Here is a 24,592-nt window from a genome sequence, read left to right as displayed (position 1 = left end):
CCTAGTGGTTGTTGTGCCTCTATCCTAAGGCTATAAAAGGTATGGGCTGGGCTTATCCCTGCGCCGTATTTTTTAATATAAAGACTACGCGAATCGCCCCAGCTCCCCTATGATGGTGCTGGAATATCTCAAACTTTAAGTAAAAGAACGAATATTTATGGCTGGCGTCCGAGTTCTACCCTGTACCCTGGCAATCTTCGGCGCGTTGGGCGACCTGGCCCTGCGCAAACTTTTCCCTGCCCTGTATCAGCTGGATCGCGAAGGTCTGCTGCACGAGGATACCCGCATCATGGCGCTGGCGCGTGACCAGGGCGATGGGGTCAAGCAGCTGGAGCACATCGAGGAGCGCCTGCGCCACTATGTGCCCAAGGCCGATTGGGACGAAGCGGTATGGACCCGGATGCGCGGTCGCCTGGGCTATCGCGCCATCGATTTTCGCAATCGCGAAGACTATACGGGACTTGCCGAGGATGTGGGTGAGACCTCGCCACTGATCGCCTATTTCGCCACCCCGGCACTGGTCTACAGTGCCATCTGCGAGAACCTCGCCGCCGTCGGCCTGTGCGAGCGCACCCGGGTGGTGATGGAAAAGCCCATCGGCTATGACCTGGAATCCTCCAAGGTGGTCAACGACGCCGTGGCGCGCTTCTTCCCCGAAGACCGCGTCTACCGCATCGACCATTACCTGGGCAAGGAGACCGTACAGAACCTCATCGCCCTGAGATTCGCCAACAGCCTGTTCGAGACCCAGTGGAACCAGAACTACATTTCCCACGTGGAAATCACCGTGGCCGAGAAGGTCGGGATCGAAGGTCGCTGGGGCTATTTCGACCAGGCCGGCCAGTTGCGCGACATGGTGCAGAACCATCTGCTGCAGCTGCTCTGCCTGACCGCCATGGACCCGCCGGCGGATCTGTCGGCCGACAGCATCCGTGACGAGAAGGTCAAGGTGCTCAAGGCTCTGGAGCCCATTACCGCCGACCAGCTCGCCAGCCGCGTGGTCCTGGGTCAGTACACCTCCGGCTATAGCGACGGCAAGCCGGTGCCGGGTTATCTGGAAGAACCCAATTCCAACACCGAAAGCCGCACCGAGACCTTTGTCGCCATCCGCGCGGACATCCGCAACTGGCGCTGGTCGGGCGTGCCTTTCTATCTGCGTACCGGCAAGCGCATGCCGCAGAAGCTGTCGCAGATCGTCATCCACTTCAAGGAACCACCGCACTACATCTTCGCCCCCGAGCAGCGAAGCCTGATCAGCAACCGCCTGATCATCCGCATCCAGCCGGACGAAGGCATTTCGCTGCAGGTGATGAGCAAGGACCAGGGCCTGCGCAAGGGCATGCAGCTGCGCAGCGGTCCGCTGCAGCTCAATTTCTCCGAGACCTTCAAGCACCTGCGCACCCCGGATGCCTACGAGCGACTGCTGCTGGAAGTCATGCAGGGCAATCAGTCGCTGTTCGTTCGCAAGGACGAGATCGAAGCGGCCTGGAAGTGGTGCGATCAGCTGATGGATGGCTGGTCGAAAATGGGCGACTCGCCCAAGTCCTATGCCGCCGGCAGCTGGGGTCCGCTGACCTCCATCGCACTGATCGCACGAGACGGGAGATCCTGGTATGGCGACGTCTGATCTGGGGCAGGGTGTGACCCTGCGCGAATTGCCCGACCGCGAGGCCCACGCCACGGCGCTGGCCGAAACGGTCACGGCGGCGCTGCGCGAGGCTTTGGCGGCCCGCGGCGAGGCGCTGCTGATCGTTTCCGGTGGCCGCAGTCCGGTGCCCTTCCTGGAGCGCCTGGCACAGGCCGAGCTGGATTGGTCCAGGGTGCTGGTCACCCTGGCGGACGAGCGCTGGGTACCCGGTGACCATCCGGACAGCAATGCCGGTCTGTTGCGCCAGCACCTGTTCCAGGGACCCGCTGCCGCCGCAGGTTTCGTCGATCTCTATAGCCCGGCCGCTGCCACGGAAGAGGGCATGGCCCAGACCGAGGCCCGGCTGCGCGACACCCTGGCAACCCCCGATGTACTGGTGCTGGGCATGGGCGACGACGCCCATACCGCCTCGCTGTTCCCCGGCAGTCCCGGCCTGGAAGAGGCCCTGGATCCGGCCAGCGAGCGCCTGAGTTTTCCCGGCGTGGCACCGTCCGCGCCCCAGACCCGCATCACCCTGAGCCGCGCCTACCTGAGTCGCGCGCGGCAGCAGATCCTCGCCATCCAGGGTGCGGGCAAGCGACAGGTGCTGGAAACCGCTCTGGCCGAGGGCGACGAGCTGGCCACTCCGATCAAGGCGTTCCTGCGCGAACCCCTGGTCGTCTATTGGTGCCCCTGACGAGGAGTTGAGTTTTGGACATGCAGAACAAGATCGCGACCCTAGATGCCCTGTGCGCCCGCGCGCGGATCCTGCCGGTGATCGTGATCAACGATCCCGCCGACGTGTTGCCCTTCGCCGACGCCATGGCCGCGGCGGGGCTCACCGCCCTGGAAATTACCCTGAGATCGGCCTACGGGCTGGACGCGGTGCGCCTGCTGCGGCATGAACGTCCCGAGCTGGATGTTGGCGTGGGCACCGTGCTTGACGTGCGGATGTTCGACGCTGCGGTCGAGGCGGGCGCCCAGTTCATCGTCACTCCGGGCACCACCGAGGAAATTCTCCAGGCCGGGGTATCGGCGCCGATCCCGCTGCTGCCGGGCATCGCCACGCCTTCGGAGATCATGCAGGCCTACCGCCTGGGTTATCGACGCTTCAAGCTGTTCCCTGCCAACGTCTATGGCGGCGTGGATGCGCTCAAGGCGTTTGCCGGTCCCTTCGCCGAACTCAAGTTCTGCCCCACCGGTGGCGTCAATCCGGGCAATGTTAAGAACTATTTCCAGCAGCCCAACCTGCTGTGCGTTGGCGGCAGCTGGATGCTGCCCGGCGACGTGGTGAAGGCCAAGGACTGGACGCGCGTCGAGCAGCTCTGCCGCGAAGCCCTGGCCACGCTGGACTAAGCCTGCGGCCATCCGTCACCCGCCAGGCGAGCTAGGCTGGCGCGAGCAGGGGCGCTATCATGCGCCCCTGTCTTTTTCCTGGCGCCCGTTCCGCGGCGCCTTTGTCGTCCACTACACCGGGAGGTGCCTGATGACCCTCGACAAGAATCCCCCAAACGAATCCCTCGATGAAACCGTCCCCGCGCCGGCGGGCGAAAAGCTGCAGAAGGTGCTGTCGCGCCTGGGCGTCGGCTCGCGGCGTGACGTCGAAGCCTGGATCGGCGAAGGCCGTATCAAGGTCAACGGCGTGGTCGCGCCCCTGGGTCTGAGGGTCATGCCCAAGGACGCCATCGCGGTAGACGGCCGTCTGCTCAAGCGCGACCAGGCCGAGGAAGTGGTGCGGCGCGTGCTGATCTACAACAAGCCCGAAGGCGAGATCTGCACCCGTGACGATCCCGAAGGTCGGCCCACCGTCTTCGACCGCCTGCCCAAGCCCAAGCAGGGCCGCTGGATCAATGTCGGTCGCCTGGACATCAACACCACCGGCCTACTGCTGTTCACCACCGATGGCGAACTGGCCAACCGGCTGATGCACCCGTCCTACCAGATGGATCGCGAGTACGCGGTACGGGTCCGGGGCGAGGTGACCGAAGAGATGCTGCTGCGCCTGAAGAACGGGGTGATCCTCGAAGACGGCCCGGCGCGCTTCACCGACGTCCAGCAGGCGCCGGAAGGTGATGGCTTCAACCACTGGTTCCATTGCGTGGTGATGGAAGGTCGCAACCGCGAAGTCCGTCGGCTGTGGGAATCCCAGGGACTGGTGGTGAGTCGTCTGAAGCGCGTACGTTTCGGTCCGGTGTTCATGACCAGCGATCTGCCGGTCGGCCGTTGGCGCGAGATGACCCAGGGGGAGATCGACATCCTCGCGGGTGAAGTCGGCCTGCCGCCGGTGGCGCTGCCGGCCATGGGCGGCAAGACCAAGGAAAAGCTCGAGCGTCAGCAGCGCAAGACCGCGCGGCCGATCGATGCCGGTCGGGGTCCGCGCAACAAGCTCAACAAGACGGGCAAGGCCAGCAAGCCCCAGGGGTCGGCCGTGGCCGAGCGTCCCAGCGAAATGGGCCGCAAGCCGGTCAGCAAGGGCCGTACCTCGCCGGGCATTGCGCCGCGTCGCGGGCCGAGCGGTGGCGGTACCGGCAAGGGCGGTCGCCGCTAAGCAGAGCGGTCGCCTGGCCCCAGGCGACCCTCAGGCCAGGCTGCAGAATCGATTGCGGCCTTCGGCCTTGGCCTGATAGAGGGCCCGATCCGCGCGCAGCAGCAGACAACGCGGTGACTCGACGTCGCGCAGGGTCGCCAGACCCAGGCTCAGGGTGACTGGCAACGGGATGGCGCCGGCCGTCTCCGACTGGGCCTCCACCGCCGCTCTCAGGCGTTCCGCCACGATATGCGCCGCTTCATGGCCGGTGGCCGACAGCAGCACACAGAATTCCTCGCCGCCAAAGCGAAAGACCATGTCCATGCTTCTCAGGCTGTTGCCAAGGGTGCGGGCAGTCTGGCGCAGCACGTCGTCACCGACGCTATGGCCGAAGCGGTCGTTGATGCGCTTGAAGTGGTCCAGGTCCAGCATCAGCAGCGACAGCGGCTGCTGGGTCCGTCGGGCCAGTTCCAGCTCACGCACCAGGGCACGATCCAGGGCGCTGCGATTGCCGACACCGGTCAGGGCATCGCGCAGGGCATTGTTCTGGGCTTCGCGATAGAGCAGGGCATTGCGCAGGGGAAACAGCAGGCTGCCAAGGAGGTATTCCAGCGCGCCGAGTTCGCTGTCCTGGAAGCGCTCCTGACGATAGAAGGTCAGATCACCCAGGCGCAGATCCCCTTGGCTCAGGTGATAGTGCACCTGATGGCCCTGTTCTTCACCCAGGTCGATGGCCACGTCCTCCGCGGCATTGCGGTAGGTGAGGCCGGGCAGGTCCACCAGCGTATCCACCTCCTGCCGGAAGAGTTGCAGGACCCGTTCGAGATCCAGCGATGTCTGCAGGACGCCCAGCAGGCGCTGGCGCAGGGCGCCCAGCACCGCCGGATCGCTGTCGCGGGCGGGGGCAGCCACGTTGGCGTTGCGCTGCTGGCGAGCGCGATCGAGATTGATGGTGTTGGACGAGGGCGGGACCATGCCTGTTCTCCTTGGCGGATAGTCCCCCTACAGCGAGAAGCGTGCCAGTCTTATAGTGGCAATAAAATCAATAACTTAGCTTGATGGTGGCGATTGGCCGTCTGTAACTTGACGCCTGAAGCCCGGGCGGGCCGCCATTGCGGCCCGCTGGTGACGACTTTCCGACGCGCGACCTATACCTTGAGCACCAGCTTGCCGAAGTTCTCGCCGGAGAACAGCTTCATCAGGGTCTCGGGGAAAATATCCAGGCCGTCCACCACGTGCTCGCGGGATTTGAGCTGGCCGTCAGCCAGCCAGATCGCCAGCTGCTGCTGGGCTTCGGCATAGCGCGCGGCGTGGTCCAGCACGATGAAGCCTTCCATGCGCGCGCGATTGCTGAGCAAGGCCAGGTAGTTCTGCGGACCCTGCACCTTGTCGCTGTTGTACTGGCTGATGGCGCCGCAGAGCACTACCCGTGCACGGAAATTGATCTGCGCCAGCACCGCGTCCAGGGTCGGGCCGCCGACGTTGTCGAAGTAGACGTCGATACCGTTGGGGCATTCGCGGTGCAGGGCGGCCGCGAGGTCAGGTTCGGCCTTGTAGTCGATGGCGGCGTCGAAACCCAGTTCCTCGATCAGATAGCGGCATTTTTCCGCGCCACCGGCGATACCCACGACATGGCAGGCCTTGAGCTTGCCGATCTGGCCGACCATGCTGCCGACCGCGCCGGCAGCGCCGGAAACCACGATGGTCTGGCCGGCCTTGGGCTCGCCGACTTCCAGCAGGCCGAAGTAGGCGGTCAGACCGGTCATGCCGAGTACCGAGAGATACTGGGGCAGGCTGGCCTTGCTGGGGTCCACCTTGTAGAAGCCCTGGGGCTCGCCCAGGTAGTAATCCTGGATGCCGAGCATGCCGTTGATCGTGTCGCCGACCTTGAATTCCGGGTGGTTGGAGGCCACTACCTCGCCCACGCCCAGGGCACGAATGACTTCGCCGAGGCCGATGGGCTTGATATAGGACTTGCCCTCGTTCATCCAGCCGCGCATGGCCGGGTCGAGGGAGAGATAGAGATTCTTGATCAGCACCTGACCGGCGCCGGGTTCGCCGATCGGCTGCTCGACACGCTCGAAGGTGTCGGCGGTGGGTTCGCCGGACGGGCGCTTGGCGAGCAGGAACTGGCGATTGGTACGGGACATGGTGTTCTCCTGACGTGAAGGATCCAGTTCCGACCCGTCAGGAGGGGCGCGGGTTCTAACCGCGGCGTGCGGTGAGTAGCAAACTGGCCAAAAGGCCGGCGACCAGGCCCCAGAAGGCCGAGCCGATCCCGGCCAGGGTCAGGCCCGAGGCGGTGACCAGGAAGGTGATGAGCGCCGGCTCGCGCTGGCCAGGGTCGGCCAGGGCGCCGTGCAGGCCATTCATGATGGAGCCGAGCAGCGCCAGGGCAGCCACCGAGATCACCAGCTCGCTCGGCAGGGAGGCGAACAGCGCCGCCAGGGTGGCGCCGAACAGCCCGGCGATACCGTAGAAGAGTCCGCACCAGATCGCCGCTGTATAGCGTTTGCTGGCATCTTCATGGGCCTGGGGGCCGGTGCAGATCGCCGCGCTGATGGCCGCCAGGTTGATGCCATGGGAGCCGAAGGGCGCCAGCAGCAGCGAGGCGAGGCCGGTGGTGGCGATCAGCGGCGAAGCCGGAACCGCATAGCCATCAGTACGCAGCACGGCGATACCCGGCATGTTCTGCGAGGCCATGGCCACCACGAACAGCGGGATGGCGATGCCGATGGTGGCCGCCAGGGAAAAGGTCGGGGTGGTCCACACCGGCACCGCCAACTCCAGCCGCAGACTGTGGAAGTCCAGCAACCCCAGCCCGGCGGCCAGCAGCAGGCCGACTACCAGGGCGACCAGCACGCAGTAGCGCGGCCACAGCCGCTTGGCCACCAGATAGGCCACGGCCATGCCTAGGACCAGTGCGGTCTGGTGCTGGGCCGCGGCGCAGATCTCGATACCGATGCGGAAGAGGATGCCGGCCAGCAGGGCGGCGGCGAGTGCTGGCGGTACCCGGCGCAGCAGACGGTCAACGCTGCCGGTGAGACCGCAGAGTGCGAGCAGTACGGCGCAGATGACAAAGGCGCCGATGGCGTCGCTGTAGGGTACCGACGGCAGGCTGGTGACCAGCAGCGCAGCGCCGGGGGTCGACCAGGCGATGACGATGGGAGTGCGGTATTTAAGCGACAGGCCGATGGTGGTCAGGGCCATGCCGATGGACAGCGCCCAGATCCATGAGGAGATCTGCCCGGTGCTGAGGCCGGCATTCTGGCCCGCCTGGAACATCAGCACCAGGGAGCTGGTGTAGCCCACCAGCATGGCGACGAAGCCGGCGACCACGGCGGCGGGGGAGGTATCGGCCAGCGGGGTAACGCGTTGTGGAGCCGCGTGCATCGAAAAACCTCAGTGATGGCCGAACAGGATGGGGTAGAGGGACAGCACCAGCAGCAGCGCCATGCTCCAGTTGAACAGCCGCAGGCGTGCCGGACTGCTGAGCAGACGGCGCAGGCCCATGCCGAACAGCGTCCAGAGGCTGACGCTGGGCAGGTTGATCAGGGCGAAGAGCAGGGCGACCAGCAGCAGATTGGCGGTGAAGTTCTCGGCCGGAATATAGGCGGTGACCGCACCGATGGCCATCACCCAGGCCTTGGGGTTCACCCACTGGAAGGCCGCTGCCTGGAAGAAGCCGAAGGGCTTGCCGCTGCCCGACTCCCGCGGCGTCGGGGCAGCGGCGGTGGCCAGTTTCCAGGCCAGATACAGCAGATAGCCGCCGCCGATCACCCGCAAGGCGATCTGCAGCGGTGGATAGAGCACGAACAGCTGACCCAGGCCGAGACCGGTGCAGATGACCAGCAGCATGTGGCCCAGGCTGATGCCGAACATGTGCGGCAGGGTCCGCCGAAAGCCGAAATTGACCCCTGACGCCAGCAGCATCATGTTGTTGGGGCCGGGCGTGGCGGAGGAGACGAAAGCGAAGAGCATGAAGGCGGTGAGCAGTTCGACGGTCATGAGGGGCATCCCTGGGCTTTGCGCCAGCTTAGCCAGGCGTCCCTGGCGGGTATCCGTACACCGAGGCCGCGAACCAGCGGTACAGTTTTCAGGAGTCGACCGAGGGTAGCGAACTGTCCTGGCTACCTTCGGCCTCATGGCGACCGGCCAGCGCCTGGTTGAAGGCCAGCCAGCCTTCGGCGGCGTCCGCTCCGACCGTGGCCAGGGCAGCCTGCACCAGACGCATCTGCTCGCGTCTCAGGGTCTGCTCCAGCGCGGCGCCGCCGCGGGTCAGCGACAGCCGTCGCTTGCGCTTGTCCGTCGCGTCCGTCGCCATGGCCACCAGTTGCATCTCCAGCAACTGCCGCAGCGGAATGTTCAGCGCCTGCTTGCTGACGTTGAGCACGTCCAGCAGGGCCCTGTTGCTCAGTCCCGGTTCGCGAGCGATGAAGAACAGGATGCGCTGGTGGACCCGGCTCAGGCCGCGCCGCGCCAGCATGTCGTCGGCCTTGGCGGTGAACGCCTGATAGCCGAAGAAGAAGGTCTCCATGACCAGGCGCTGCTGGGTGGTCTGATTTAGGTCAAGCATATTGACTTGTCTTTCCGGAGTGCATTAGGGTCGGTCAAGTAGTTTGACTCATTGGCCGGCCACGGGCCACAGGAGGGCAGATGGCATTTTCCGAACGGGTAAGCCGACTCAAGAGCAGCCTGATCCGCGACATCCTGGCGGCTGCGCAGCGTCCGGAGGTGATGTCCTTCGCCGGCGGCCTGCCCGCCGAGCGCTGTCTGCCGGCGGTGGACTGGAACCGGATGCCGGCCGGCCTGGGTCAGTACGGCATGAGCGAGGGCGAGCCGGCCCTGCGCGAAGCCATCGCCGCTCAGGCGCGCGGCTACGGTCTGGACTGCACGGCGGACCAGGTGCTGGTGACCACGGGTTCGCAGCAGGCCCTGGACTTGATCGCCAAACTCTATCTCGACGTAGGCACGCCGGTGCTGGTGGAAGGCCCCACCTATCTCGCGGCGCTGCAGAGCTTCCAGTTCTTTGGCGCGGATTGCCTTGAAGTCAGTCTGGCCCCGGAGGGGCTGGATCTGGCTGCCTTGCGTCTGCAGCTGGAACGGCGGCGTCCGGCCTTCGCCTATCTGATCCCGACCTTCCAGAATCCTTCCGGCGTGCGCTATTCCGCGGCCAACCGAGCGGGGGTGGCGGCCCTGCTGGACGAGTACGCTGTGACCCTGGTCGAGGACGAGCCCTACCGGGAGCTCAGCTATGACGGCGCGCCGGCGCGACCGCTCTGCGCCCAGCTCCGACGCAGCGCCTGGATCCACACCGGCAGCCTGTCGAAGACACTGCTGCCCGGTCTGCGCGTGGGCTATCTGATCGCCTCGCCCGATCTACTCAAGCCCCTACGGGCGCTCAAGCAGGCCGCCGATCTGCATACCTGTCGCATGAGCCAGTGGCAGGTACAGCAATGGCTGGGCAGCGAGCGCTACGCCCAGCACCTGGAGGAGGTGCGGACCTTCTACCGTGAACGCCGCGATGGCTTCGCCCTGGCGCTGACACGACATTTCGGCGATATCGCCGATTGGCAGATTCCGCAGGGCGGTCTGTTCTTCTGGTTGCGGCTGAAAACGCCCCTGGATACCCGTACGCTGCTGGACGCCGCCCTGGCGCAGGATGTCGCCTTCATGCCGGGCGAGCCGTTCTTCGCCGAGCCGGAGCGTCACCGCGGTCTGCTGCGGCTCAATTTCAGCCACGTGCTGCCCGAGCGGCTGGACACCGGCCTCGCCCGCCTGGCCAGCGTGATCCGCGAAGCCACCCCCTACAACAAGGAGCTGTGAGATGTATCAGGTCTATGGCGATCGTCGTTCCGGCAACTGCTACAAGGTGGTACTGATGCTGCACCTGCTCGGCGTGGAGTATCGCTGGCACGAGGTCAATATCCTCGCCGGCGAGACCCAGGGCGACGCCTTCCTGGCGAAGAATCCCAACGGCAAGATTCCGGTGTTGGAGCTGGAAGACGGCACCTGCCTGTGGGAGTCCAACGCCATCCTCAACTTCCTCGCGGACGGCACGCGCTTTTTGCCCAGCGAGCCGCGCCTGCGGACCCAGGTGCTGCAGTGGCAATTCTTCGAGCAATACAGCCACGAGCCCTATGTGGCGGTGGCGCGTTTCATCCGGCTCTACCAGGGGCTGCCGGCGGAGCGCCTGGAGGAGTACGAGGTCTGCCAGGTACGCGGCTACAAGGCGTTGCGGGTGATGGAGCAGCAGCTGCAACGCACGCCCTTCCTGGTCGGGGAGCAGTACTCGATCGCCGACATCGCGCTCTATGCCTATACCCACGTTGCCCATGAGGGCGGCTTCCGACTGGACGACTATCCGGCGATCCAGGCCTGGCTGGCGCGCGTGGCAGAGCAGCCGGGGCACGTCGCCATCGGCTGAAAGGCGAACAGGGGAGCCGGGCTCCCCATGGGATTCCAGCGCGTGATCAGCGGGCGCTGACCACGAATTGCCAGTACTGGTTGAGGCGACGCTCGCCACCATTGGCGGTCAGCAGCACCGAGGATGGCGGCTTGGATTGCAGCTCAGGCAGGGATTTCATCAGCGTCAGCCAGTTGCTGTAGTAGGTCTGCAGACAGCGTCGGGCGGTGCCATTGTTCTGCAGGGAGGTGAGGGCTCGCTGATAGGCCGGCTCGATCTGCGACAGCGCCTGGACGACGCAGGTGTCGGTATCAGAAAAGCGGGCGGTGTCGCCAATGCGCGTTCCGGCGATCACCGCCTTGTTCGCGCAGCTCTTGAAGGCAACCATGCTGGCCTGCTCGAATTGCAGGGCATTCTGATCCATGGCGAAGGCGGGTGCGCTGCAGACGGCGGCAGCAACGAGGGCAAAGGCGTAAAGGTGGCGTTTCATGGTGGCGTCCCTGACTACGTCGGTACAACGTGGTTGCATCAATGCACAGCGGCAGACTGCGCCGCCGGACGAATGTTCAGCGCGCAAGGCAGCAAAGCGCCATCAGGTGAATTCCACCAGACCGACGGTAGTGAGACCTATGAACAGGGCGGTCAGAGCGACCATGGCGAACGCCAGGAGATAATCTTCCATCAGGGCTTTCCCTACTACGATGACGGCAGTAGGACCGATGGCAAATGGCCAGGTTCTGGCGAGGTTGAGAGCTAAAGCGGCTGGCCGACGAAAGGTCGTCAGGCCGGGGGAGGGCGACGACGCCCGATGGACGTCGTCGCCGTGGCATCACTCTTCCAGACGGTTCTTGTCGAGTTGCTTGGCCAGGCCGGCGCCCAGGTCGGCACCCGTCACCGGCGCGGCGTTCGGGTCTGACATCGTACGGGTGGCGAGCTGTTCGATCGCCTTGGCCTGCATCGGAGGCAGCTTGACGCTGGCCAAGCCATCGCCGCCGTCCACGGCCGGTCCGGGCTGTTCGACGAACTCCCAGTCCTGACCCTGATTCCAAGGTCCACGCATGTCGCCTTCGCCCTGCGACATATTGTAGTAGACGCTGGCGAATTCGGGGCGGGGTGGCACTTTGCCCTGGGGGAAGTTGGGCTGAATGGAATGCAGCGCGTTCTCGAAGGATTTCTGGTGCGCGATCTCGCGGGTCATCAAAAAGCTCAGGGTGTCCTTGATGCCGGCATCGTCGGTGACATTGATGAGGCGCTCGTAGACGATCTTGGCCCGGGCTTCGGCGGCGATGTTGGACCTGAGGTCGATGGTCGGTTCACCGATGGTGTCGATGTAGGCCGCGGTCCAGGGTACACCAGCCGAATTGGTCAGGGCCGGACCACCACCATAGAGAATCTGGGTGAGGTGGGAGTCGTTGCCGGCACCGGTCAGAGAGCGGTACAAGTCCGCTTCGTCCTGGGTCTTTTCCGCCAGGTCGCCCTTGGCGCCCTTGTTCAGCATGGCGATCATCGAACCGATGATTTCCAGGTGGCTGAGCTCTTCGGTGGCGATGTCGAACAGCATGTCCTTGCGGCCCGGGTCGAGCTCGGCTATCGCCTGGGTGAAGTAGCGCATGGCGGCGGCGAGTTCGCCTTGGGGGCCGCCGAATTGCTCCAGCATCAGGTTGGCCAGGCCGGGATTGGGCTCGGACACGCGCACGGTGTATTGCAGTCGCTTGTTATGGACGAACATGTAACCTCCAGGGGCTAGTCACGGTATAACTCGGGCGGTTCAGCGCTTCGCGGTCAGATCGGGATCGGCGGAGCGTTCGAGGAAGGCACGGGTGGTGGCGGGCAGGTCCTCCAGCAACCAGGCCGCCATGGCCTTCTCCTGTTCGAGGATGCGTTCGCAGGCCTGCTGCGTTTCGGTGTCGCCGATCTCCGCAGCTGCCGCGATCAGCGTGGTGTAGGTGGCAATCTCGATGTTCTCGAAGACATAGCCGGCGATGGCGCCCTTGATGACCTCATCGCTCATGGGCGCGCCACCAAGGGCCTGGCCCAGCGCCATCAACTTGCCGCCTATGTCCTTGAGGGTCGAGGCGCTGCTGCCATGACGACTCAGGCAGCCTTCGATGAGCTGGCGCTGCTCCTGGGTTTCCCTGATGTGCTGCTCGATGCGCTGGCGCAGTTGCGGGTAGTGCTCCAGCCGGGCGGACTGCGCGGAGAGCATCTTCTCGGCCTGTTCCTCCATGGCATGGGCATCGCGCAGCCAGTCGATGAGGTTGTCCTGCTTGGAAGCGGTCATGGAAAACTCCTGCTCGTGAAGAGGGGCAACAACGGGTTGGAGAGCCCCGCCAGATTGCGTTCTGTCTGCTTATTAGTGGTCCTGGCTTAGCGAGAGATTCGCGTCGCGACAGCCTTTCGGATCGATGGGGAAACCTCGTGCGCTTTGTTCTACAAGCCCAGCGGCAGGGCGTTGTCTAACAGGCCGGGTTATTGGACAGGGGCCCCGTCGCTGTACAACTCTTGTCCCAGTCAATCCGGGCCTTTAGTCATATCTTTGCCGTTCGCGCTCCTAGGGAAACCGTTCATTCCGTAGTTGCCGAAGCCCGGGGCATCTGTGTCAGGATTCGGGGAATGCACGGGAAGGAGTCAGCATGAAAGGGGCTGAGGAACAGTCGCCAGGTGCACGCCTGGCCAGGCCGTCGGAGGCACGCTGGCCGGATCCGAATGCGCCGGGGTTGGCGGCGGAGCAGATCATCGCGCAACTGCGTGCAGCCGCTGCCGATGCCGACTGGGCCTGGTACCAGCGCCGTGGCAACTGGTCGTGCATGGCCACCGGCAATGGCGCCAGTGCCTGGCCGGAATTGCTCGACGACGAGGAACTGGCGCAGCTGGCGGCCAAGGTCGGGCTCAGCTGCTATCCCACCGGCAGCGGCCCGACCCCGCTGGGCTGGCTGCTCGCCCGCCCCGATGACCACACCGATTTCGCCGCGCTGGCCCTGAGATTCGGCTTCGTCCTGCAGCGCCTGCAACTGCAGCGGGCGCAGGCGATCCAGCAGGTGCTCTACGACATCACCTACCTGGCGAGTTCGACCCTGGATCGCCAACTGTTCATGCAGCGTACCCACGAGCTGCTGGTCTCGCTGATCGATGCCGAAAATTTCTTCCTGGCGCTGCAGGACGTCGACTCGGACCAGATCCACTATCCCTATTATTTCGACCAGCGCGACGAGAGTCCGCCCGAGCCCGGCTCCTTCGAATTGCTGGATCGCGAGCGGCCGTGCCTGACCGCCTATGTGCTCATGCACGGGACACCGCTGCTGCTGCCCAAGGAAGCCATCGAAGCGGCGCAGGTGTCAGGGCCCTACTATTGCCAGGGCTCGGTCCCCGAGTTCTGGATGGGCATCCCGCTCAAGGACGGTGCCGATCGCACCTTCGGCGTGCTCAGCCTGCAGGTCTACGATCGCGAGCGCCGCTACGGCCCCGAGGACCAGGCGCTGTTCCAGGTGATCGCCCGCGACGTGGCCATGGCCCTGGATCGCATCCTCCGGCGCGAATCCCTGGAAGCCACCGTGGGCCAGCGCACACAGGAGCTTTCGGAGGTCAATGCCCGGCTGCGCGAGCAGATCGCCGAGCGCGAACGCGCCGAGCAGCTGCAGGCGGCGCTGTTTCGCATTGCCGAGCTGTCCAGCGCCAGTACCGACATGCCGGACCTCCTGGGCGGTCTGCACCGCGTCGTGGGTGAGCTGCTCTATGCCCACAACTTCTATATCGCCCTCTACGACGATGCCTCGGGGGAGGTGAGCTTCCCCTATTTCGCCGATGAGCGCCGTACCACGGCGCCTGTCGCCCGGCGCGGCACGCGCGGCTATACCGAGTACACCATCCGCCAACGGCGACCCTGCATCATTGATCGGCACAAGGCCCGGCTGCTGATCGAGCAGGGCGAGATCACCCCGGTCGAGGGCACCCCGGAAGCCTGCTCCTGGCTGGGTATCCCCCTCTATGACGGCAAGCACGTCCGCGGCGTGCTGGCGGTACAGAGCTATCGCGAAGACGTCTACTACAGCCGGCGCGACCAGGAGTTGCTCACCTTCGTCTCGCGCCATATCGATACCGCGCTGTCCCGGCGCAGCGCCGCGGAAGCCATCCAGCAGTCGCGCCAGGCCCTGGAGGTCAGGGTGCAGGAGCGCACCCGGGCGCTGGACGCCGCCAACGCCCGACTGCTGTACGAGAACAACCACGACGCCCTGACCCGGCTGCCCAATCGCAGCTTTTTCCAGCAGCGCCTGGGCGAACTCTGGGCGGCGCTGGAGCGCGACGGGACCGGCCTGGCGGTGATGTTTCTCGACCTGGACAGATTCAAGCGCATCAACGACCAGTTCGGCCATCCCTTCGGCGACCTGCTGCTGGTGGCGGCCGGTGAGCGATTGTCGAGCTGCCTGCGCGAGACCGATCTGCTGGCACGCCTGGGCGGCGACGAATTCGCCATCCTGGTGCCCGGTGGCGGCCTGGATTCACCGGTAGCCATCGCCCAGCGCATTATCGAAGCCTTCGACCGACCGTTGGTGATCGACGACCACAGCCTGTTCACCTCCTGCAGCATCGGCATCGTGCTGGCCGATCCCGGCCTGCATCGCCAGCCGGATGACCTGCTGCGCGACGCCGATACGGCGATGTATCGGGTCAAGCAGGGTGGGCGCGACAACTTCGCGGTCTTCAACCAGGAACTGCGCCAGGTGGTGTCCGACCAGGTAGTGCGTGAAGGCGCGCTGCGCAAGGCGCTGAAGAATGGCAACGAACTGGAGCCCTTCTTCCAGCCGATCATCGACGTCACCAGCGGCCGCGTGGCGGCGCTGGAGGCGCTGATCCGCTGGCGTCAGCCGGACGGCAGCGTCCTGGCGCCAGGGGCTTTTCTACCCGAGCTGGAAGGCCTGCGGCTGATCGGACGGCTGGATACCTACATGCTGACGCGCATCGCCGCCACCCTGGCCGAACCGGCCCAGGCGCACTGGCCGGTGGTGCACGTCAATTGCTCCAGCTACAGCATCGTGCGCCCGGAGTTCGCCGACGAGGTGCTGAGCATCCTGGCCGCGTATGGCGTGGCGCCGTCGCGGATCTGCCTGGAGTTGACCGAAGGCGCCCTGGTCGCCGAACCGGAACGCGCCAAGGCGGCCATGGAGGCCCTGGATCGCCACGGCGTCTCGGTGGTGCTGGACGATTTCGGCGCGGGCTTCTCGTCGCTGGGCTATGTCCACGAGTATCGCTTTCGCGGCCTCAAGATCGACAAGTCCTTTGTCCTGCGTCTGGCCGAGAGCGCGCGCAGTGTCGCCATCGTTCGCGCCATCGTGCGCATGGCCGAGTCACTGGGGCTGGATGTGGTGGCCGAGGGCGTCGAGGACGCCCAGGCGTTGCAACTGCTCAGGGACATGGGTGCCCGCCACGCCCAGGGTTATTTCTTCGCCCGCCCGCTGGATCTGCTGGCGACCCGGCGGCTGCTGGCCAGGGCCGCCGACTAGAAGGCGACGCCGGCCACCAGGATCAGGTTGGTGTAGGGCTGGCACTCGCCGGTGCGGATCTGCACCCGCGCCTGGCGACACAGGGTCTTCATCTCGTCATGGGAGACCAGGCGGCGGCTGCCCAGGGCGCCGCTCGCGGTCAGGCGTTCCAGTTCGCCCAGGGCCGGGGGCTGGGCGGTGAGGGTTTCCTCCGCGAGCAGGTGGCTTTCCACCTGCATCTCGCTGAGCAGCGCCTGCAGCACACTGAGAAAGTCCGGCACGCCCGGGGTGACGGCCAGATCGACCAGCGGGGTGCCCGGCGGTACCGGCATGCCGGCGTCACCGATGACCACCAGGTCGCCATGACCGAGACTGGCGACGGCCTGGGACAGGGCGATGTTGAGCAGAGAGGTCTTTTTCACCGGGCGAGCTCCTGGCGGGTGGGGATGGACGGCTGAGCGCCCGGACGGGTGACGGCGATGGCGGCAGCCTGCTGGCCGAGGGCGATGGCGGCCTCCACGCTCAGACCTTCTGCCAGTCCGGCGGCGAAGCCCCCGAGGAAGGTGTCGCCGGCGGCGGTGGTGTCCACCGCCTTCACCGGCGTGGCCGGGTGGTGGCGGCAGCTGTCGGCCGTGACCTGCAGCAGGCCCTGGCCGCCCAGGGTCAGCAGCACCTGGCGGGCGCCGGCGGCGACCAGCTGGCGCGCGGCGGCTTCGGCCTGCTCCAGGGTGTCCACCGGCAAGCCGGTCAGCAGGCTGGCTTCGCTTTCGTTGGGCACCAGGTAGTCGATGTGGGCGTACCACTCGGCCGGCAGCGGACCGGTGGCCGGCGCCGGATTGAGGATCACCGTCTTGCCCAGCGCATGGGCGCGGGCGAGGGCGTCGCCCACGGTGGCCAGCGGCACTTCCAGCTGGGCGATCACCAGCTTTGCCTGGTCGAGCACGCGCTCCTGGGCCTGCAGGTGAGCGGCCGAAAGCTCGCCGTTGCCACCGGCGACGATGACGATGGCGTTCTGGCCCTGGTCATCCACCAGAATGGACGCGATGCCAGTGGGCACCTCGGCAGCCACCGAGACGCCCTGGCAGTCGATGCCTTCCTGGACGAGGCTGCGGGTGAGGAAGTCGCCATAGGGATCGGCACCGACGCAGCCGATCATGGCGACCCGGGCGCCCAGGCGTGCCGCGGCGACGGCCTGATTCGCGCCTTTGCCGCCGGGTGCGGTGGTGAAGGTATGGCCGGCGAGGGTCTCGCCGCCCTTGGGCAGGCGCGGGGTGCGCACCACCAGGTCCATGTTCAGGCTGCCGATGACGACGACGTCAGGGTGCATGGGAGGTCTCCAGAGCAGAGGGCGCCGCGGTGGATTCGCGCAGCACCAGCCGGGGTACGGCGATGTCGTGGGTGGAGGGGCTGCCAACCGTCTCGCGGCGCGCCAGCAGGAGCTGGGCAGCGCGCTCGCCAAGGTCGCGGATCGACTGGCCGATGGTGGTCAGGGCCGGATAGAGATAGCGGCTGAGTTCGATGTCGTCGAAGCCCACCACCGAGAGCTGGCCGGGAACGTCCAGGCCCAGCTCGGCGGCGGCGCGCAACACGCCCAGGGCGATGGTGTCGTTGCCGGCGAAGATCGCGGTCGGACGCTCTCCCGAGGCCAGCAATTCGCGGGCCGCGGCATGACCGGCGGCGGCGGTGAAGGCGCAGCGCTGGATGGCGCCAGGCGCGATGCCGGCGTCCGCCAGGGCCTCCTGGTAGCCGGTGATCCGCTCGCTGGCGACGGGGGAGTCGGCCGGGCCACCGATGCAGGCGATCCGTCGATGGCCGAGCTCCAGCAGATGGCGGGTGGCGAGCAGGCCGCCCTGGTGGTGATCGATGCGGATATGCGCGGCCTGGACGCCGTCCAGCGGCCGGTCGGCCAGCACCAGCGGGATGCGCAGGCCGGCGAGAGCGCGGGCAAAGCGCGGATCGCCATCCACGGTGGCGACCACCAGCCCGTCGATGCGGCGCTCCTTGAGCACCCGCAGATAGCGCAGCTGCTTGTCGGCATCGTCATCGGAATTGCAGAGGATGACGCTGTAACCCTGGCGCTCGCAGTGATCCTCGATCCCCCGCGCCAGTTCGGCGAAGTAGGGGTTGACCGCATTGGGCACCAGCACGCCGAAGGTGCCGGTGGCGCGACTGCGCAGGGAGCGGGCCACGCCACTGGGCACGTAGCCCAGCTCGGCGATGGCCGCCTCGACCTTTTCCCGGACGCCCGGACTGACCGGGCGACTGTTGTTCACCACATGGGAAACCGTGGTGTAGGAGATGCCGGCGCGGGCGGCGACATCCTTGATGGTCGCCATCAGCCCTTGCTCTTGGCGCGCTGGCTGCGATAGGTGTCGAGGATCACCGCCACCACGATGACCGCGCCGGTGATGATGCGCTTGGTCGGCTCGCTGGCACCGATCTGGGCCAGGCCCGCGGCCAGTACCGAGATGATCAGCACGCCGAAGAAGGTGCTGATCACCGAGCCGCGGCCGCCCATGAGGCTGGTCCCACCGATCACTACGGCGGCGATCACCTGCAGTTCCAGGCCCACGCCGGCATTGGGATCGGCGGCTTCCAGGCGGGAGATCTGGAACAGCGCCGCCAGGCCCGCCAGCAGGCCCATGAGGGCGAAGACGATGACCTTGTAGGGCTTGGGATTGATCCCGGCCAGGCGCACCGCTTCCTCGTTGGTACCGATGGCGATCAGGTAGCGCCCGAGCACCGAGCGGGTCAGCAGCAGCTGCGCGACCACGATCACCAGCAGGGCGATGACGAAGGAGGGCGAGATGCCGAAGGCGAAGGGTGTGGACAGCCAGGCGTAGGCATCGCCGATATAGGCGGTGCGCGAATTGGTCAGCTGGTAGGCGGCGCCACGGGCCATTTCCAGCACGCCGAGGGAGACGATGAAGGAGGGGATGCGCCAGGCCACGGTCACACTGCCGGTGAGGGTGCCGGTCAGGGCCGCGCAGAACATGCCGAGGGCGGCTGCCGGCAGGATGCCCCAGCCCCATTCCAGGGTGGCGACGCTGACCACGGCGGCGGCCAGGGCGACCACCGAACCCACCGAGAGATCGATGCCGCCGATGATCAGGATGAAGGTCATCCCGGTCGCCAGCACCATCAGATCGGGGATCTGGTTGGCCAGGGTGGTGAAGGTGGCGTATGAGAGAAAGTGGCTGCTCATCAGGGAGAACAGCACGATCATGGCCAGCAGGGCAGCGGCCAGGCCGATGTAGGTGCCCAGGCCCAGGCCGAAGGCACGCCGGGAAGAGGTGACGGGAAGACTGCTCATCGAATGGCTTCCTGAGAAAGGGTTTGCGGCGGGACAGGTTCTTCCAGCAGGGCTTCGCGGGAGCGATAGCCGGCGAAGGCGGCGGCCAGCAGCCGCTCCTGATCCCAGTCATGGCGTTCGAAGGTGGCTTCTAGGCGGCCGGCGGAGATCACGCCGATCCGATCGCAGATCAGCATCAGCTCGCGCAGGTCGCTGGAGACCACGACCAGGGCCTTGCCCTGGCGGGTGAGTTCGGCCAGCAGGCCATAGATCTCGAACTTGGCGCCGACGTCGATGCCGCGCGTGGGTTCGTCGAACAGCATCACCTGGCAATCGCGTTCCAGCCAGCGTCCGATCACCACCTTCTGCTGGTTGCCACCGGAGAGTTCGCCCACGGGCTGGGTGCCGTCGTTGCAGCGGATGCGCATGCCCTTGATATGGCGCTCGGCCAGGGCCGCTTCGCGTGCGCCGCTGACCAGGCCCTGTCGCGCGACCTTGGCCATGTTGCCCAGGGCGATGTTGGCGCTGATCGGCTGGCTGAGCAGCAGGCCTTCGCCCTTGCGATCCTCGGTGATGAGGGCGATGCCCTGGCGCACCACCTTGGCCGGCGAACCCAGGTCGACCGGCTTGCCGGCAAGGTGCACCGTGCCGGAATCGGCGCGATCGGCGCCGAAGATCAGGCGCAGGAGTTCGGTCCGTCCGGCACCGATCAGGCCGGAGATACCATAGATCTCGCCAGCGCGGACGCTGAAGGAGACATCCTGGACCTTGTCGGCGCGCGAGAGACCCTTGACCTCCAGCAGGGGCGGGCCGAAGCGGCGTTCGCCCATGTCGAGGTGCTCACCGAGATCGCGGCCGACCATGAGGCTGACGATTTGGTCGGTGCCGTACTCGGCCATGGGCGCATCGGCCACCTGCCGACCATCACGCAGCACCACCAGTTGCTGGGCGATGCGCTTGAGTTCTTCCAGGCGATGGGAGATGTAGATCAGGGCCACGCCCCGGGCGCGCAGGCGCTCGATCTGCTCGAACAGCAAATCCACCTCGCGCGAGGTGAGCATGGCGGTCGGCTCGTCGAGAATCAGCACCCGGCAATCGCCGATCAGGTTGCGGGCGATTTCCACCATCTGCTGGTGACCTACACCCAGTTCGGCGATGGGGGTATCCGGATCTATGGCCTCCAGGCCGACCTGGGCCATGGCCAGCCGCGCCTGCTCGCGCAACTGGCGTCGGTCGATCCAGCCCAGTCGCCGGGGCAGGCGATCGAGAAAGAGATTTTCCGCCACGGTGAGGGTGGGTAGCAGATTGAGTTCCTGCATGACCATCCGCACCCCCTGGGCTTCCGCCTCACGGCGGCTGCCCGGGGCATAGGGGCGACCGAGGAAGCTCAGCTCGCCGGTGGTAGGCTGCACCAGCCCACAGAGGATCTTGGACAGGGTGCTCTTGCCGGCGCCGTTTTCCCCGGTGAGCGCCAGCACCTGGCCGGCGCGCAACTCCAGGTCCACGCCGCCGAGTACCGGCTGGGCATAGGTCTTGCCGATGCCACGGGCGCTGAGGATAACCTCGGACGACATGGGGGCTCTCCTTGGCTCAGGGCTGGGTGACCAGTTCGACCGGCGTCTCGATCACACCGTCCTTGGCACCGGTGGGCTCGCCCTTGACCAGCTTGAGCGCGGCGTCGATACCGAACACGGCCTGCTTGGCGGCGAACTGGTCGGCGGTGGCGAGGACGCGACCGTCTTTCAGCATCGGGTGGATGGCCTTGATGTTGTCGTAGCCGACGATCTGCACCTGACCTTTCTTGCCCGCGGCCCGTACGGCGGAGACGGCGCCCAGCGCCATGCTGTCGTTGCCGGCCAGCAGGGCCTTCAGGTCGGGGTATTCGTTGAGCATGGCCGCGGCGACGGCGTTGCCCTTGTCGATTTCCCAGTTGCCGGACTGCACGCCGACGATCTTCATGCCGGCCGCTTCCATGGCGTCCTTGAAGCCTGCGGTGCGCTGCTGGGCGTTGGTGGTGGTGGAGACGCCCTCGATGATGCCGACCTGATCACCCTGCTTGAGCTGCTTGGCGAGGTACTCGCCCACCAGGCGTGCGCCCTTGCGGTTGTCGGGGCCGACGAAGGGAATGTCCAGGGACTTGGACTTGAGCACCTCGGGATCCAGGCGATTGTCGATGTTGACCACCTTGATGCCGGCGTCGCTGGCCTTCTTCAGCACCGGAACCAGGGCCTTGGAGTCGGCCGGGGCGATGACCAGGGCATCGACCTTGGACACGATCATCTGCTCGACGATACGGATCTGGCTGGAGGTGTCGGTCTCGTCCTTGATCCCGTTCGAGATCAGATCGAAGTCGGCGGAATGCTCTTTCTGGTAGGTCTTGGCGCCGTCTTCCATGGTCAGGAAGAATTCGTTGGCCAGGGACTTCATGACCAGCGCGACCTTGGGCTTTTCGGCGGCCGTGGCATGACTGGCGGTGAGCGGCAGGATCAGCGAAGCGGAGGCGAGAGCGATAGCCGCCAGCAGGCGGGCAGGGCGAAAGGCCAGCATAGGGAATCTCCGAATTCTTATGGTTCTTGTGGTCGCGCAAACGTTTGCGCGTTATCGAGGATGTCCGCTTCGCTGGTAGCTGTCAACGCGACTCACTACATGAATCGATTCAGCTCGCAGGGATGGCGGGTTGGCCCTGGCCGGGCGGGCACCGGTATACTGGGCAATCGTATTCAACCAGGCGCCCGGCGCCCAAGAGTCTCTGCCATGTCCTTTTCCGAATCCGCCCTGAAGTCCCTCATCCGCGCCGTGCCCGATTTTCCCAAGCCGGGGGTGATCTTCCGGGACATCACGCCACTGTTCCAGTCGCCCGAGGGGCTGCGCGCCGTCATGGCGGAGCTGCTGGAGCGCTATCGTTCGGCGACCTTCACCCACGTCGGGGCGCTGGATGCGCGCGGATTCCTCATCGGTCCGATCCTGGCCTACGAACTGGGCAAGCCGCTGGTGCTGTTCCGCAAGCAGGGCAAGCTGCCGGCCGAGCTGCTGACCGAGGTCTACAGCACCGAATACGGCGATTCGGTGATCGAGGTACACAAGGACAGCGTCGGTGCCGGTGATTCGGTGCTGCTGGTCGACGATCTCATCGCCACCGGCGGTACCCTCGTCGCCGCCGGCAACCTGATCCGCCGCCTGGGCGCCGAAGTCCACGAAGCCGCCGCCATCGTCGACCTGCCCGAACTGGGCGGCTCCAGGCGCCTGCAAGCCGCCGGCATCCCCACCTTCGCCCTGACGAGCTTCGCGCTGTCCGAATATTGAGTTGCAGTTGATCGCGACCATCGCGGTCCGCACTGCTGTGCCTTTGCTCTCGTTTATCGCGGCCATGGGCCGCTCCTACAGGTACACCGAACAAATGTAGGAGCGGCCCATGGCCGCGATTGCGTCCAGCCCGTAGCGTGGAAAACCGCGTAGCGTTTTCCACCTGATGCCGATGCCTGTTCGTGGACAAGGCTGCGCCGTTGTCCACCCTTGTATCTCGACGACAGCCTCCTTAGGGGGGCATAGTCCCCGACTGATCATCGGGGGAGGATGGCAGGCCGTGTCCACCCTTAAGCCTTTGAGCTTGCAACGTAGATAGGCCGCCTCCTCCACACCCATCCCCGAGTCCGAACGGTATCTAGAGCCTCCAGAGCTCGTATTGCACAAGGTTGGACGGGATGACGTGATCGTGTCGCATCTGAAGGAGGAGACATCATGGCCGTAATCGGTGTTGATATCGCCAAGCGCAGCTTCGATCTGGCGATCCTGCAATCCAATGGCAAGCACCGGACCAAGGGCAGGCTGAGCAACGATCCGTCAGGCTTCGCGGTCTTTGCCGACTGGCTGCAACAGCATGCCGAGCCAGGCGCTTGGATCGTGATGGAGGCCACGGGCACCTATCACGAAGCGCTCGCCGAGCATTTCCATGCGCTGGGCTACCGAATCGCCGTGCTCAATCCGGCACAGATCGCTCGCTATGCGCAAAGCCAATTGCAGCGCAGCAAGACGGACAAACTCGACGCCAAGCTGATCGCCACCTATGGCCAGCGGCATGAAGACAGCCTGCGGGCCTGGCACCCGGAGCCTGTGTCCATCCGCACGCTTCGCGCGCTGACCCGGCGCCTGGAGGATCTCCAATCGCTACGGCAGATGGAGCTCAATCGGCTCGAGGTCAGCCCGGAAAAAGTCCAAAACTCGATCCAGGCGGTCGTGCAGCGGCTCGATGAGCAGATCGCCTGGACGCTCGAACAGATCAAACGGCATATCGACGATGACCCGGACCTGCGCGGCAAACGTGATCTGCTGGTGAGCATAGACGGCATCGCCGACAAGACCGCCGCCCTGATCCTGGCGGAGCTCGGCGATATCGGTCGCTTCGCCGATGCCCGCGCCGTGACCGCCTTTGCCGGTTTGAACCCACGCCTACAGGAATCAGGTCTTTACCGCGGCCATACCGGCATCTCGCGCATGGGATCGGTCCGCTTACGAAGTGCGCTATACCTACCCGCCGTCGTGGCGCTGACCTACAACCCGGCTATCAAGGCGCAAGCCGAGCGTCTGAAAACCAGGGGGAAGAAAGGTAAACAAACCGTCTGTGCCGCCATGCGCAAGCTGCTGACCATCGCCTATGGCGTGCTCAAATCGGGCAAGCCTTTCGATCCTGCTTTAGCGATTGCACACTGAGGGGCGAAGACGGTATCTACGACGGTGGTACCTTTGCGGGACCGGCCGCGTCGGCAGATCGCCATGGCCGTAAAAGGTCAATCAAGTCGTAGGTTGGGCTGAGCCCAGCAAGGCCCAACAGCTCCTGCCTTGGCGCCGGTCTTGTTGGGCTTCGACGATGGAGCCGTCTCGGCCCAATCTACGCTTCGTCGCAACCTAGACAGCCTGTCGTCAAAGCTCAGCCGAAGGCTTTTTGGGCGCCAGCGGATACAGATCCACCTCGTCCGCCAGCTTGGGCAACTCGTCGAGGAAGGCGAGGGTGTGTGGCTGGTTGAAGTGGTCGTCCTGGGCGGCGACCGAGATCCAGCGGGCCTGGACCACCCAGACGTCATTGTCCTCGCTACCCTGGAATACCTGATAATCCAGGCACCCCTCGTCGTGCACTGCCACCGCGGCCAGATCCAGCAGGTGGGCGCCCAGCGCCTGGGAACGTTCGGGTTGGGCTCTGAACAGGGTAAGGCTGTGGACGTCCGCCATGGCGTGCAGGTCTCCTGGAGATTCCAGGCTTCGACCCTCC

Annotated in this window: 24 protein-coding genes; 9 read left to right on the top strand and 15 right to left on the bottom strand. The window is 65.6% G+C overall.

The window, feature by feature from the left end:
• Positions 1–157: 157 nt before the first annotated feature.
• From zwf to rluB, 4 genes are all read left to right on the top strand, one after another.
• Positions 158–1,627, top strand: coding sequence for a glucose-6-phosphate dehydrogenase (gene zwf / locus AABM56_RS11955; RefSeq protein ID WP_027602213.1), 1,470 nt, complete (start codon positions 158–160; stop codon positions 1,625–1,627).
• On the top strand, positions 1,614–2,324 hold the full coding sequence (pgl, locus tag AABM56_RS11950) for a 6-phosphogluconolactonase (RefSeq protein WP_263259668.1): 711 nt from the start codon (positions 1,614–1,616) through the stop codon (positions 2,322–2,324). The genes zwf and pgl overlap by 14 nt, the downstream gene beginning before the upstream one ends.
• A 20-nt stretch (positions 2,325–2,344) precedes the next feature.
• A complete protein-coding gene (locus tag AABM56_RS11945; RefSeq protein WP_347883273.1) occupies positions 2,345–2,983 on the top strand; it encodes a bifunctional 4-hydroxy-2-oxoglutarate aldolase/2-dehydro-3-deoxy-phosphogluconate aldolase in 639 nt (212 codons plus the stop codon).
• A 130-nt stretch (positions 2,984–3,113) separates the two neighbouring features.
• A complete protein-coding gene (gene rluB / locus AABM56_RS11940) occupies positions 3,114–4,175 on the top strand; it encodes a 23S rRNA pseudouridine(2605) synthase RluB (RefSeq protein ID WP_347883272.1) in 1,062 nt (353 codons plus the stop codon).
• A 30-nt stretch (positions 4,176–4,205) separates the two neighbouring features.
• Here rluB and AABM56_RS11935 read toward each other — a convergent pair whose 3' ends face one another.
• The 5 genes from AABM56_RS11935 to AABM56_RS11915 form a co-directional block, all read right to left on the bottom strand.
• The gene (locus AABM56_RS11935) at positions 4,206–5,129 is read right to left on the bottom strand and encodes a GGDEF domain-containing protein (protein ID WP_263259670.1); all 924 of its coding nucleotides are present in this window, start codon (positions 5,127–5,129) and stop codon (positions 4,206–4,208) included.
• Between the two features lie 173 nt (positions 5,130–5,302).
• On the bottom strand, positions 5,303–6,304 hold the full coding sequence (locus AABM56_RS11930; protein ID WP_263259671.1) for an NADP-dependent oxidoreductase: 1,002 nt from the start codon (positions 6,302–6,304) through the stop codon (positions 5,303–5,305).
• A gap of 55 nt (positions 6,305–6,359) precedes the next feature.
• Positions 6,360–7,547, bottom strand: a complete 1,188-nt coding sequence (locus AABM56_RS11925) for a benzoate/H(+) symporter BenE family transporter (RefSeq protein WP_133860625.1) — start codon at positions 7,545–7,547, stop codon at positions 6,360–6,362.
• Positions 7,548–7,556: 9 nt separating this feature from the next.
• Positions 7,557–8,162 (bottom strand): LysE family translocator, encoded by a 606-nt coding sequence (locus AABM56_RS11920; RefSeq protein ID WP_133860624.1) that lies wholly within the window; start codon positions 8,160–8,162, stop codon positions 7,557–7,559.
• An 88-nt stretch (positions 8,163–8,250) separates the two neighbouring features.
• Positions 8,251–8,730 carry a MarR family transcriptional regulator gene (locus tag AABM56_RS11915; RefSeq protein ID WP_133860623.1) on the bottom strand — a complete coding sequence of 160 codons (480 nt, stop codon included), beginning with the start codon at positions 8,728–8,730 and terminating at the stop codon, positions 8,251–8,253.
• Between the two features lie 80 nt (positions 8,731–8,810).
• On the opposite strand from AABM56_RS11915, the gene AABM56_RS11910 reads away from it, so the two are divergent.
• Both AABM56_RS11910 and AABM56_RS11905 read left to right on the top strand, forming a co-directional pair.
• Positions 8,811–9,980 carry a PLP-dependent aminotransferase family protein gene (locus tag AABM56_RS11910; protein ID WP_133860622.1) on the top strand — a complete coding sequence of 390 codons (1,170 nt, stop codon included), beginning with the start codon at positions 8,811–8,813 and terminating at the stop codon, positions 9,978–9,980.
• Position 9,981: 1 nt separating this feature from the next.
• Positions 9,982–10,581 carry a glutathione S-transferase family protein gene (locus AABM56_RS11905; RefSeq protein ID WP_133860621.1) on the top strand — a complete coding sequence of 200 codons (600 nt, stop codon included), beginning with the start codon at positions 9,982–9,984 and terminating at the stop codon, positions 10,579–10,581.
• Between the two features lie 46 nt (positions 10,582–10,627).
• Here AABM56_RS11905 and AABM56_RS11900 read toward each other — a convergent pair whose 3' ends face one another.
• The 3 genes from AABM56_RS11900 to AABM56_RS11890 all read right to left on the bottom strand — a co-directional run bounded on the left by AABM56_RS11900 (position 10,628) and on the right by AABM56_RS11890 (position 12,841).
• The gene (locus AABM56_RS11900; RefSeq protein WP_263259673.1) at positions 10,628–11,050 is read right to left on the bottom strand and encodes a hypothetical protein; all 423 of its coding nucleotides are present in this window, start codon (positions 11,048–11,050) and stop codon (positions 10,628–10,630) included.
• Between the two features lie 339 nt (positions 11,051–11,389).
• Positions 11,390–12,289 carry a manganese catalase family protein gene (locus AABM56_RS11895; RefSeq protein WP_133860620.1) on the bottom strand — a complete coding sequence of 300 codons (900 nt, stop codon included), beginning with the start codon at positions 12,287–12,289 and terminating at the stop codon, positions 11,390–11,392.
• A gap of 39 nt (positions 12,290–12,328) precedes the next feature.
• Positions 12,329–12,841: a ferritin-like domain-containing protein gene (locus tag AABM56_RS11890; RefSeq protein WP_133860619.1), complete on the bottom strand. Its 513-nt coding sequence runs from the start codon at positions 12,839–12,841 to the stop codon at positions 12,329–12,331.
• Positions 12,842–13,193: 352 nt separating this feature from the next.
• Here AABM56_RS11890 and AABM56_RS11885 point away from each other — a divergent pair, with 352 nt between their 5' ends.
• A complete protein-coding gene (locus AABM56_RS11885; RefSeq protein ID WP_347883271.1) occupies positions 13,194–16,058 on the top strand; it encodes an EAL domain-containing protein in 2,865 nt (954 codons plus the stop codon).
• Here the strand turns inward: AABM56_RS11885 and rbsD are convergent.
• The 6 genes from rbsD to AABM56_RS11855 are packed head-to-tail and all read right to left on the bottom strand — an operon-like array spanning position 16,055 to position 21,876.
• A complete protein-coding gene (rbsD, locus tag AABM56_RS11880; RefSeq protein WP_133860618.1) occupies positions 16,055–16,459 on the bottom strand; it encodes a D-ribose pyranase in 405 nt (134 codons plus the stop codon). The genes AABM56_RS11885 and rbsD overlap by 4 nt on opposite strands.
• On the bottom strand, positions 16,456–17,364 hold the full coding sequence (rbsK, locus tag AABM56_RS11875) for a ribokinase (protein ID WP_133860617.1): 909 nt from the start codon (positions 17,362–17,364) through the stop codon (positions 16,456–16,458). Before rbsK ends, rbsD begins: the two co-directional genes overlap by 4 nt.
• Positions 17,354–18,373, bottom strand: a complete 1,020-nt coding sequence (locus AABM56_RS11870) for a LacI family DNA-binding transcriptional regulator (protein ID WP_133860616.1) — start codon at positions 18,371–18,373, stop codon at positions 17,354–17,356. The genes rbsK and AABM56_RS11870 overlap by 11 nt, the downstream gene beginning before the upstream one ends.
• The gene (locus AABM56_RS11865) at positions 18,373–19,350 is read right to left on the bottom strand and encodes an ABC transporter permease (RefSeq protein ID WP_133860615.1); all 978 of its coding nucleotides are present in this window, start codon (positions 19,348–19,350) and stop codon (positions 18,373–18,375) included. Before AABM56_RS11865 ends, AABM56_RS11870 begins: the two co-directional genes overlap by 1 nt.
• Positions 19,347–20,903 (bottom strand): sugar ABC transporter ATP-binding protein, encoded by a 1,557-nt coding sequence (locus tag AABM56_RS11860; protein ID WP_133860614.1) that lies wholly within the window; start codon positions 20,901–20,903, stop codon positions 19,347–19,349. Before AABM56_RS11860 ends, AABM56_RS11865 begins: the two co-directional genes overlap by 4 nt.
• A 16-nt stretch (positions 20,904–20,919) precedes the next feature.
• Positions 20,920–21,876, bottom strand: coding sequence for a sugar ABC transporter substrate-binding protein (locus AABM56_RS11855; protein WP_133860613.1), 957 nt, complete (start codon positions 21,874–21,876; stop codon positions 20,920–20,922).
• Positions 21,877–22,083: 207 nt separating this feature from the next.
• Between AABM56_RS11855 and AABM56_RS11850 the strand changes: the two genes are divergently transcribed.
• Positions 22,084–22,632, top strand: coding sequence for an adenine phosphoribosyltransferase (locus AABM56_RS11850; RefSeq protein ID WP_133860612.1), 549 nt, complete (start codon positions 22,084–22,086; stop codon positions 22,630–22,632).
• Between the two features lie 435 nt (positions 22,633–23,067).
• A complete protein-coding gene (locus AABM56_RS11845) occupies positions 23,068–24,036 on the top strand; it encodes an IS110 family transposase (RefSeq protein ID WP_347883270.1) in 969 nt (322 codons plus the stop codon).
• 210 nt (positions 24,037–24,246) lie between these two features.
• Here the strand turns inward: AABM56_RS11845 and AABM56_RS11840 are convergent, their stop codons facing one another.
• Positions 24,247–24,552: a putative quinol monooxygenase gene (locus tag AABM56_RS11840; RefSeq protein ID WP_133863118.1), complete on the bottom strand. Its 306-nt coding sequence runs from the start codon at positions 24,550–24,552 to the stop codon at positions 24,247–24,249.
• Positions 24,553–24,592 lie beyond the last annotated feature (40 nt).

It is taken from the genome of Pseudomonas aestiva (assembly GCF_039908605.1).
Classification (GTDB): domain Bacteria; phylum Pseudomonadota; class Gammaproteobacteria; order Pseudomonadales; family Pseudomonadaceae; genus Chryseomonas; species Chryseomonas aestiva.
Note: the sequence above shows the minus strand (reverse complement) of the source record. Positions and strands in the feature narration are given on the sequence as shown.

What these genes read in the sequence shown, in the direction of transcription:
- AABM56_RS11915 (WP_133860623.1), bottom strand. Translation starts at nt 8,730, where the DNA reads ATGCTTGACCTAAATCAGACCACCCAGCAGCGCCTGGTCATGGAGACC.
- AABM56_RS11840 (WP_133863118.1), bottom strand. Translation starts at nt 24,552, where the DNA reads ATGGCGGACGTCCACAGCCTTACCCTGTTCAGAGCCCAACCCGAACGT.
- AABM56_RS11895 (WP_133860620.1), bottom strand. Translation starts at nt 12,289, where the DNA reads ATGTTCGTCCATAACAAGCGACTGCAATACACCGTGCGCGTGTCCGAG.
- AABM56_RS11900 (WP_263259673.1), bottom strand. Translation starts at nt 11,050, where the DNA reads ATGAAACGCCACCTTTACGCCTTTGCCCTCGTTGCTGCCGCCGTCTGC.
- AABM56_RS11905 (WP_133860621.1), top strand. Translation starts at nt 9,982, where the DNA reads ATGTATCAGGTCTATGGCGATCGTCGTTCCGGCAACTGCTACAAGGTG.
- zwf (WP_027602213.1), top strand. Translation starts at nt 158, where the DNA reads ATGGCTGGCGTCCGAGTTCTACCCTGTACCCTGGCAATCTTCGGCGCG.
- AABM56_RS11850 (WP_133860612.1), top strand. Translation starts at nt 22,084, where the DNA reads ATGTCCTTTTCCGAATCCGCCCTGAAGTCCCTCATCCGCGCCGTGCCC.
- AABM56_RS11930 (WP_263259671.1), bottom strand. Translation starts at nt 6,304, where the DNA reads ATGTCCCGTACCAATCGCCAGTTCCTGCTCGCCAAGCGCCCGTCCGGC.
- AABM56_RS11885 (WP_347883271.1), top strand. Translation starts at nt 13,194, where the DNA reads ATGAAAGGGGCTGAGGAACAGTCGCCAGGTGCACGCCTGGCCAGGCCG.
- AABM56_RS11855 (WP_133860613.1), bottom strand. Translation starts at nt 21,876, where the DNA reads ATGCTGGCCTTTCGCCCTGCCCGCCTGCTGGCGGCTATCGCTCTCGCC.
- rbsK (WP_133860617.1), bottom strand. Translation starts at nt 17,364, where the DNA reads ATGCACCCTGACGTCGTCGTCATCGGCAGCCTGAACATGGACCTGGTG.
- AABM56_RS11935 (WP_263259670.1), bottom strand. Translation starts at nt 5,129, where the DNA reads ATGGTCCCGCCCTCGTCCAACACCATCAATCTCGATCGCGCTCGCCAG.
- rluB (WP_347883272.1), top strand. Translation starts at nt 3,114, where the DNA reads ATGACCCTCGACAAGAATCCCCCAAACGAATCCCTCGATGAAACCGTC.
- AABM56_RS11865 (WP_133860615.1), bottom strand. Translation starts at nt 19,350, where the DNA reads ATGAGCAGTCTTCCCGTCACCTCTTCCCGGCGTGCCTTCGGCCTGGGC.
- AABM56_RS11870 (WP_133860616.1), bottom strand. Translation starts at nt 18,373, where the DNA reads ATGGCGACCATCAAGGATGTCGCCGCCCGCGCCGGCATCTCCTACACC.
- AABM56_RS11945 (WP_347883273.1), top strand. Translation starts at nt 2,345, where the DNA reads ATGCAGAACAAGATCGCGACCCTAGATGCCCTGTGCGCCCGCGCGCGG.
- AABM56_RS11920 (WP_133860624.1), bottom strand. Translation starts at nt 8,162, where the DNA reads ATGACCGTCGAACTGCTCACCGCCTTCATGCTCTTCGCTTTCGTCTCC.
- AABM56_RS11860 (WP_133860614.1), bottom strand. Translation starts at nt 20,903, where the DNA reads ATGTCGTCCGAGGTTATCCTCAGCGCCCGTGGCATCGGCAAGACCTAT.
- AABM56_RS11925 (WP_133860625.1), bottom strand. Translation starts at nt 7,547, where the DNA reads ATGCACGCGGCTCCACAACGCGTTACCCCGCTGGCCGATACCTCCCCC.
- AABM56_RS11890 (WP_133860619.1), bottom strand. Translation starts at nt 12,841, where the DNA reads ATGACCGCTTCCAAGCAGGACAACCTCATCGACTGGCTGCGCGATGCC.
- AABM56_RS11845 (WP_347883270.1), top strand. Translation starts at nt 23,068, where the DNA reads ATGGCCGTAATCGGTGTTGATATCGCCAAGCGCAGCTTCGATCTGGCG.
- AABM56_RS11910 (WP_133860622.1), top strand. Translation starts at nt 8,811, where the DNA reads ATGGCATTTTCCGAACGGGTAAGCCGACTCAAGAGCAGCCTGATCCGC.
- pgl (WP_263259668.1), top strand. Translation starts at nt 1,614, where the DNA reads ATGGCGACGTCTGATCTGGGGCAGGGTGTGACCCTGCGCGAATTGCCC.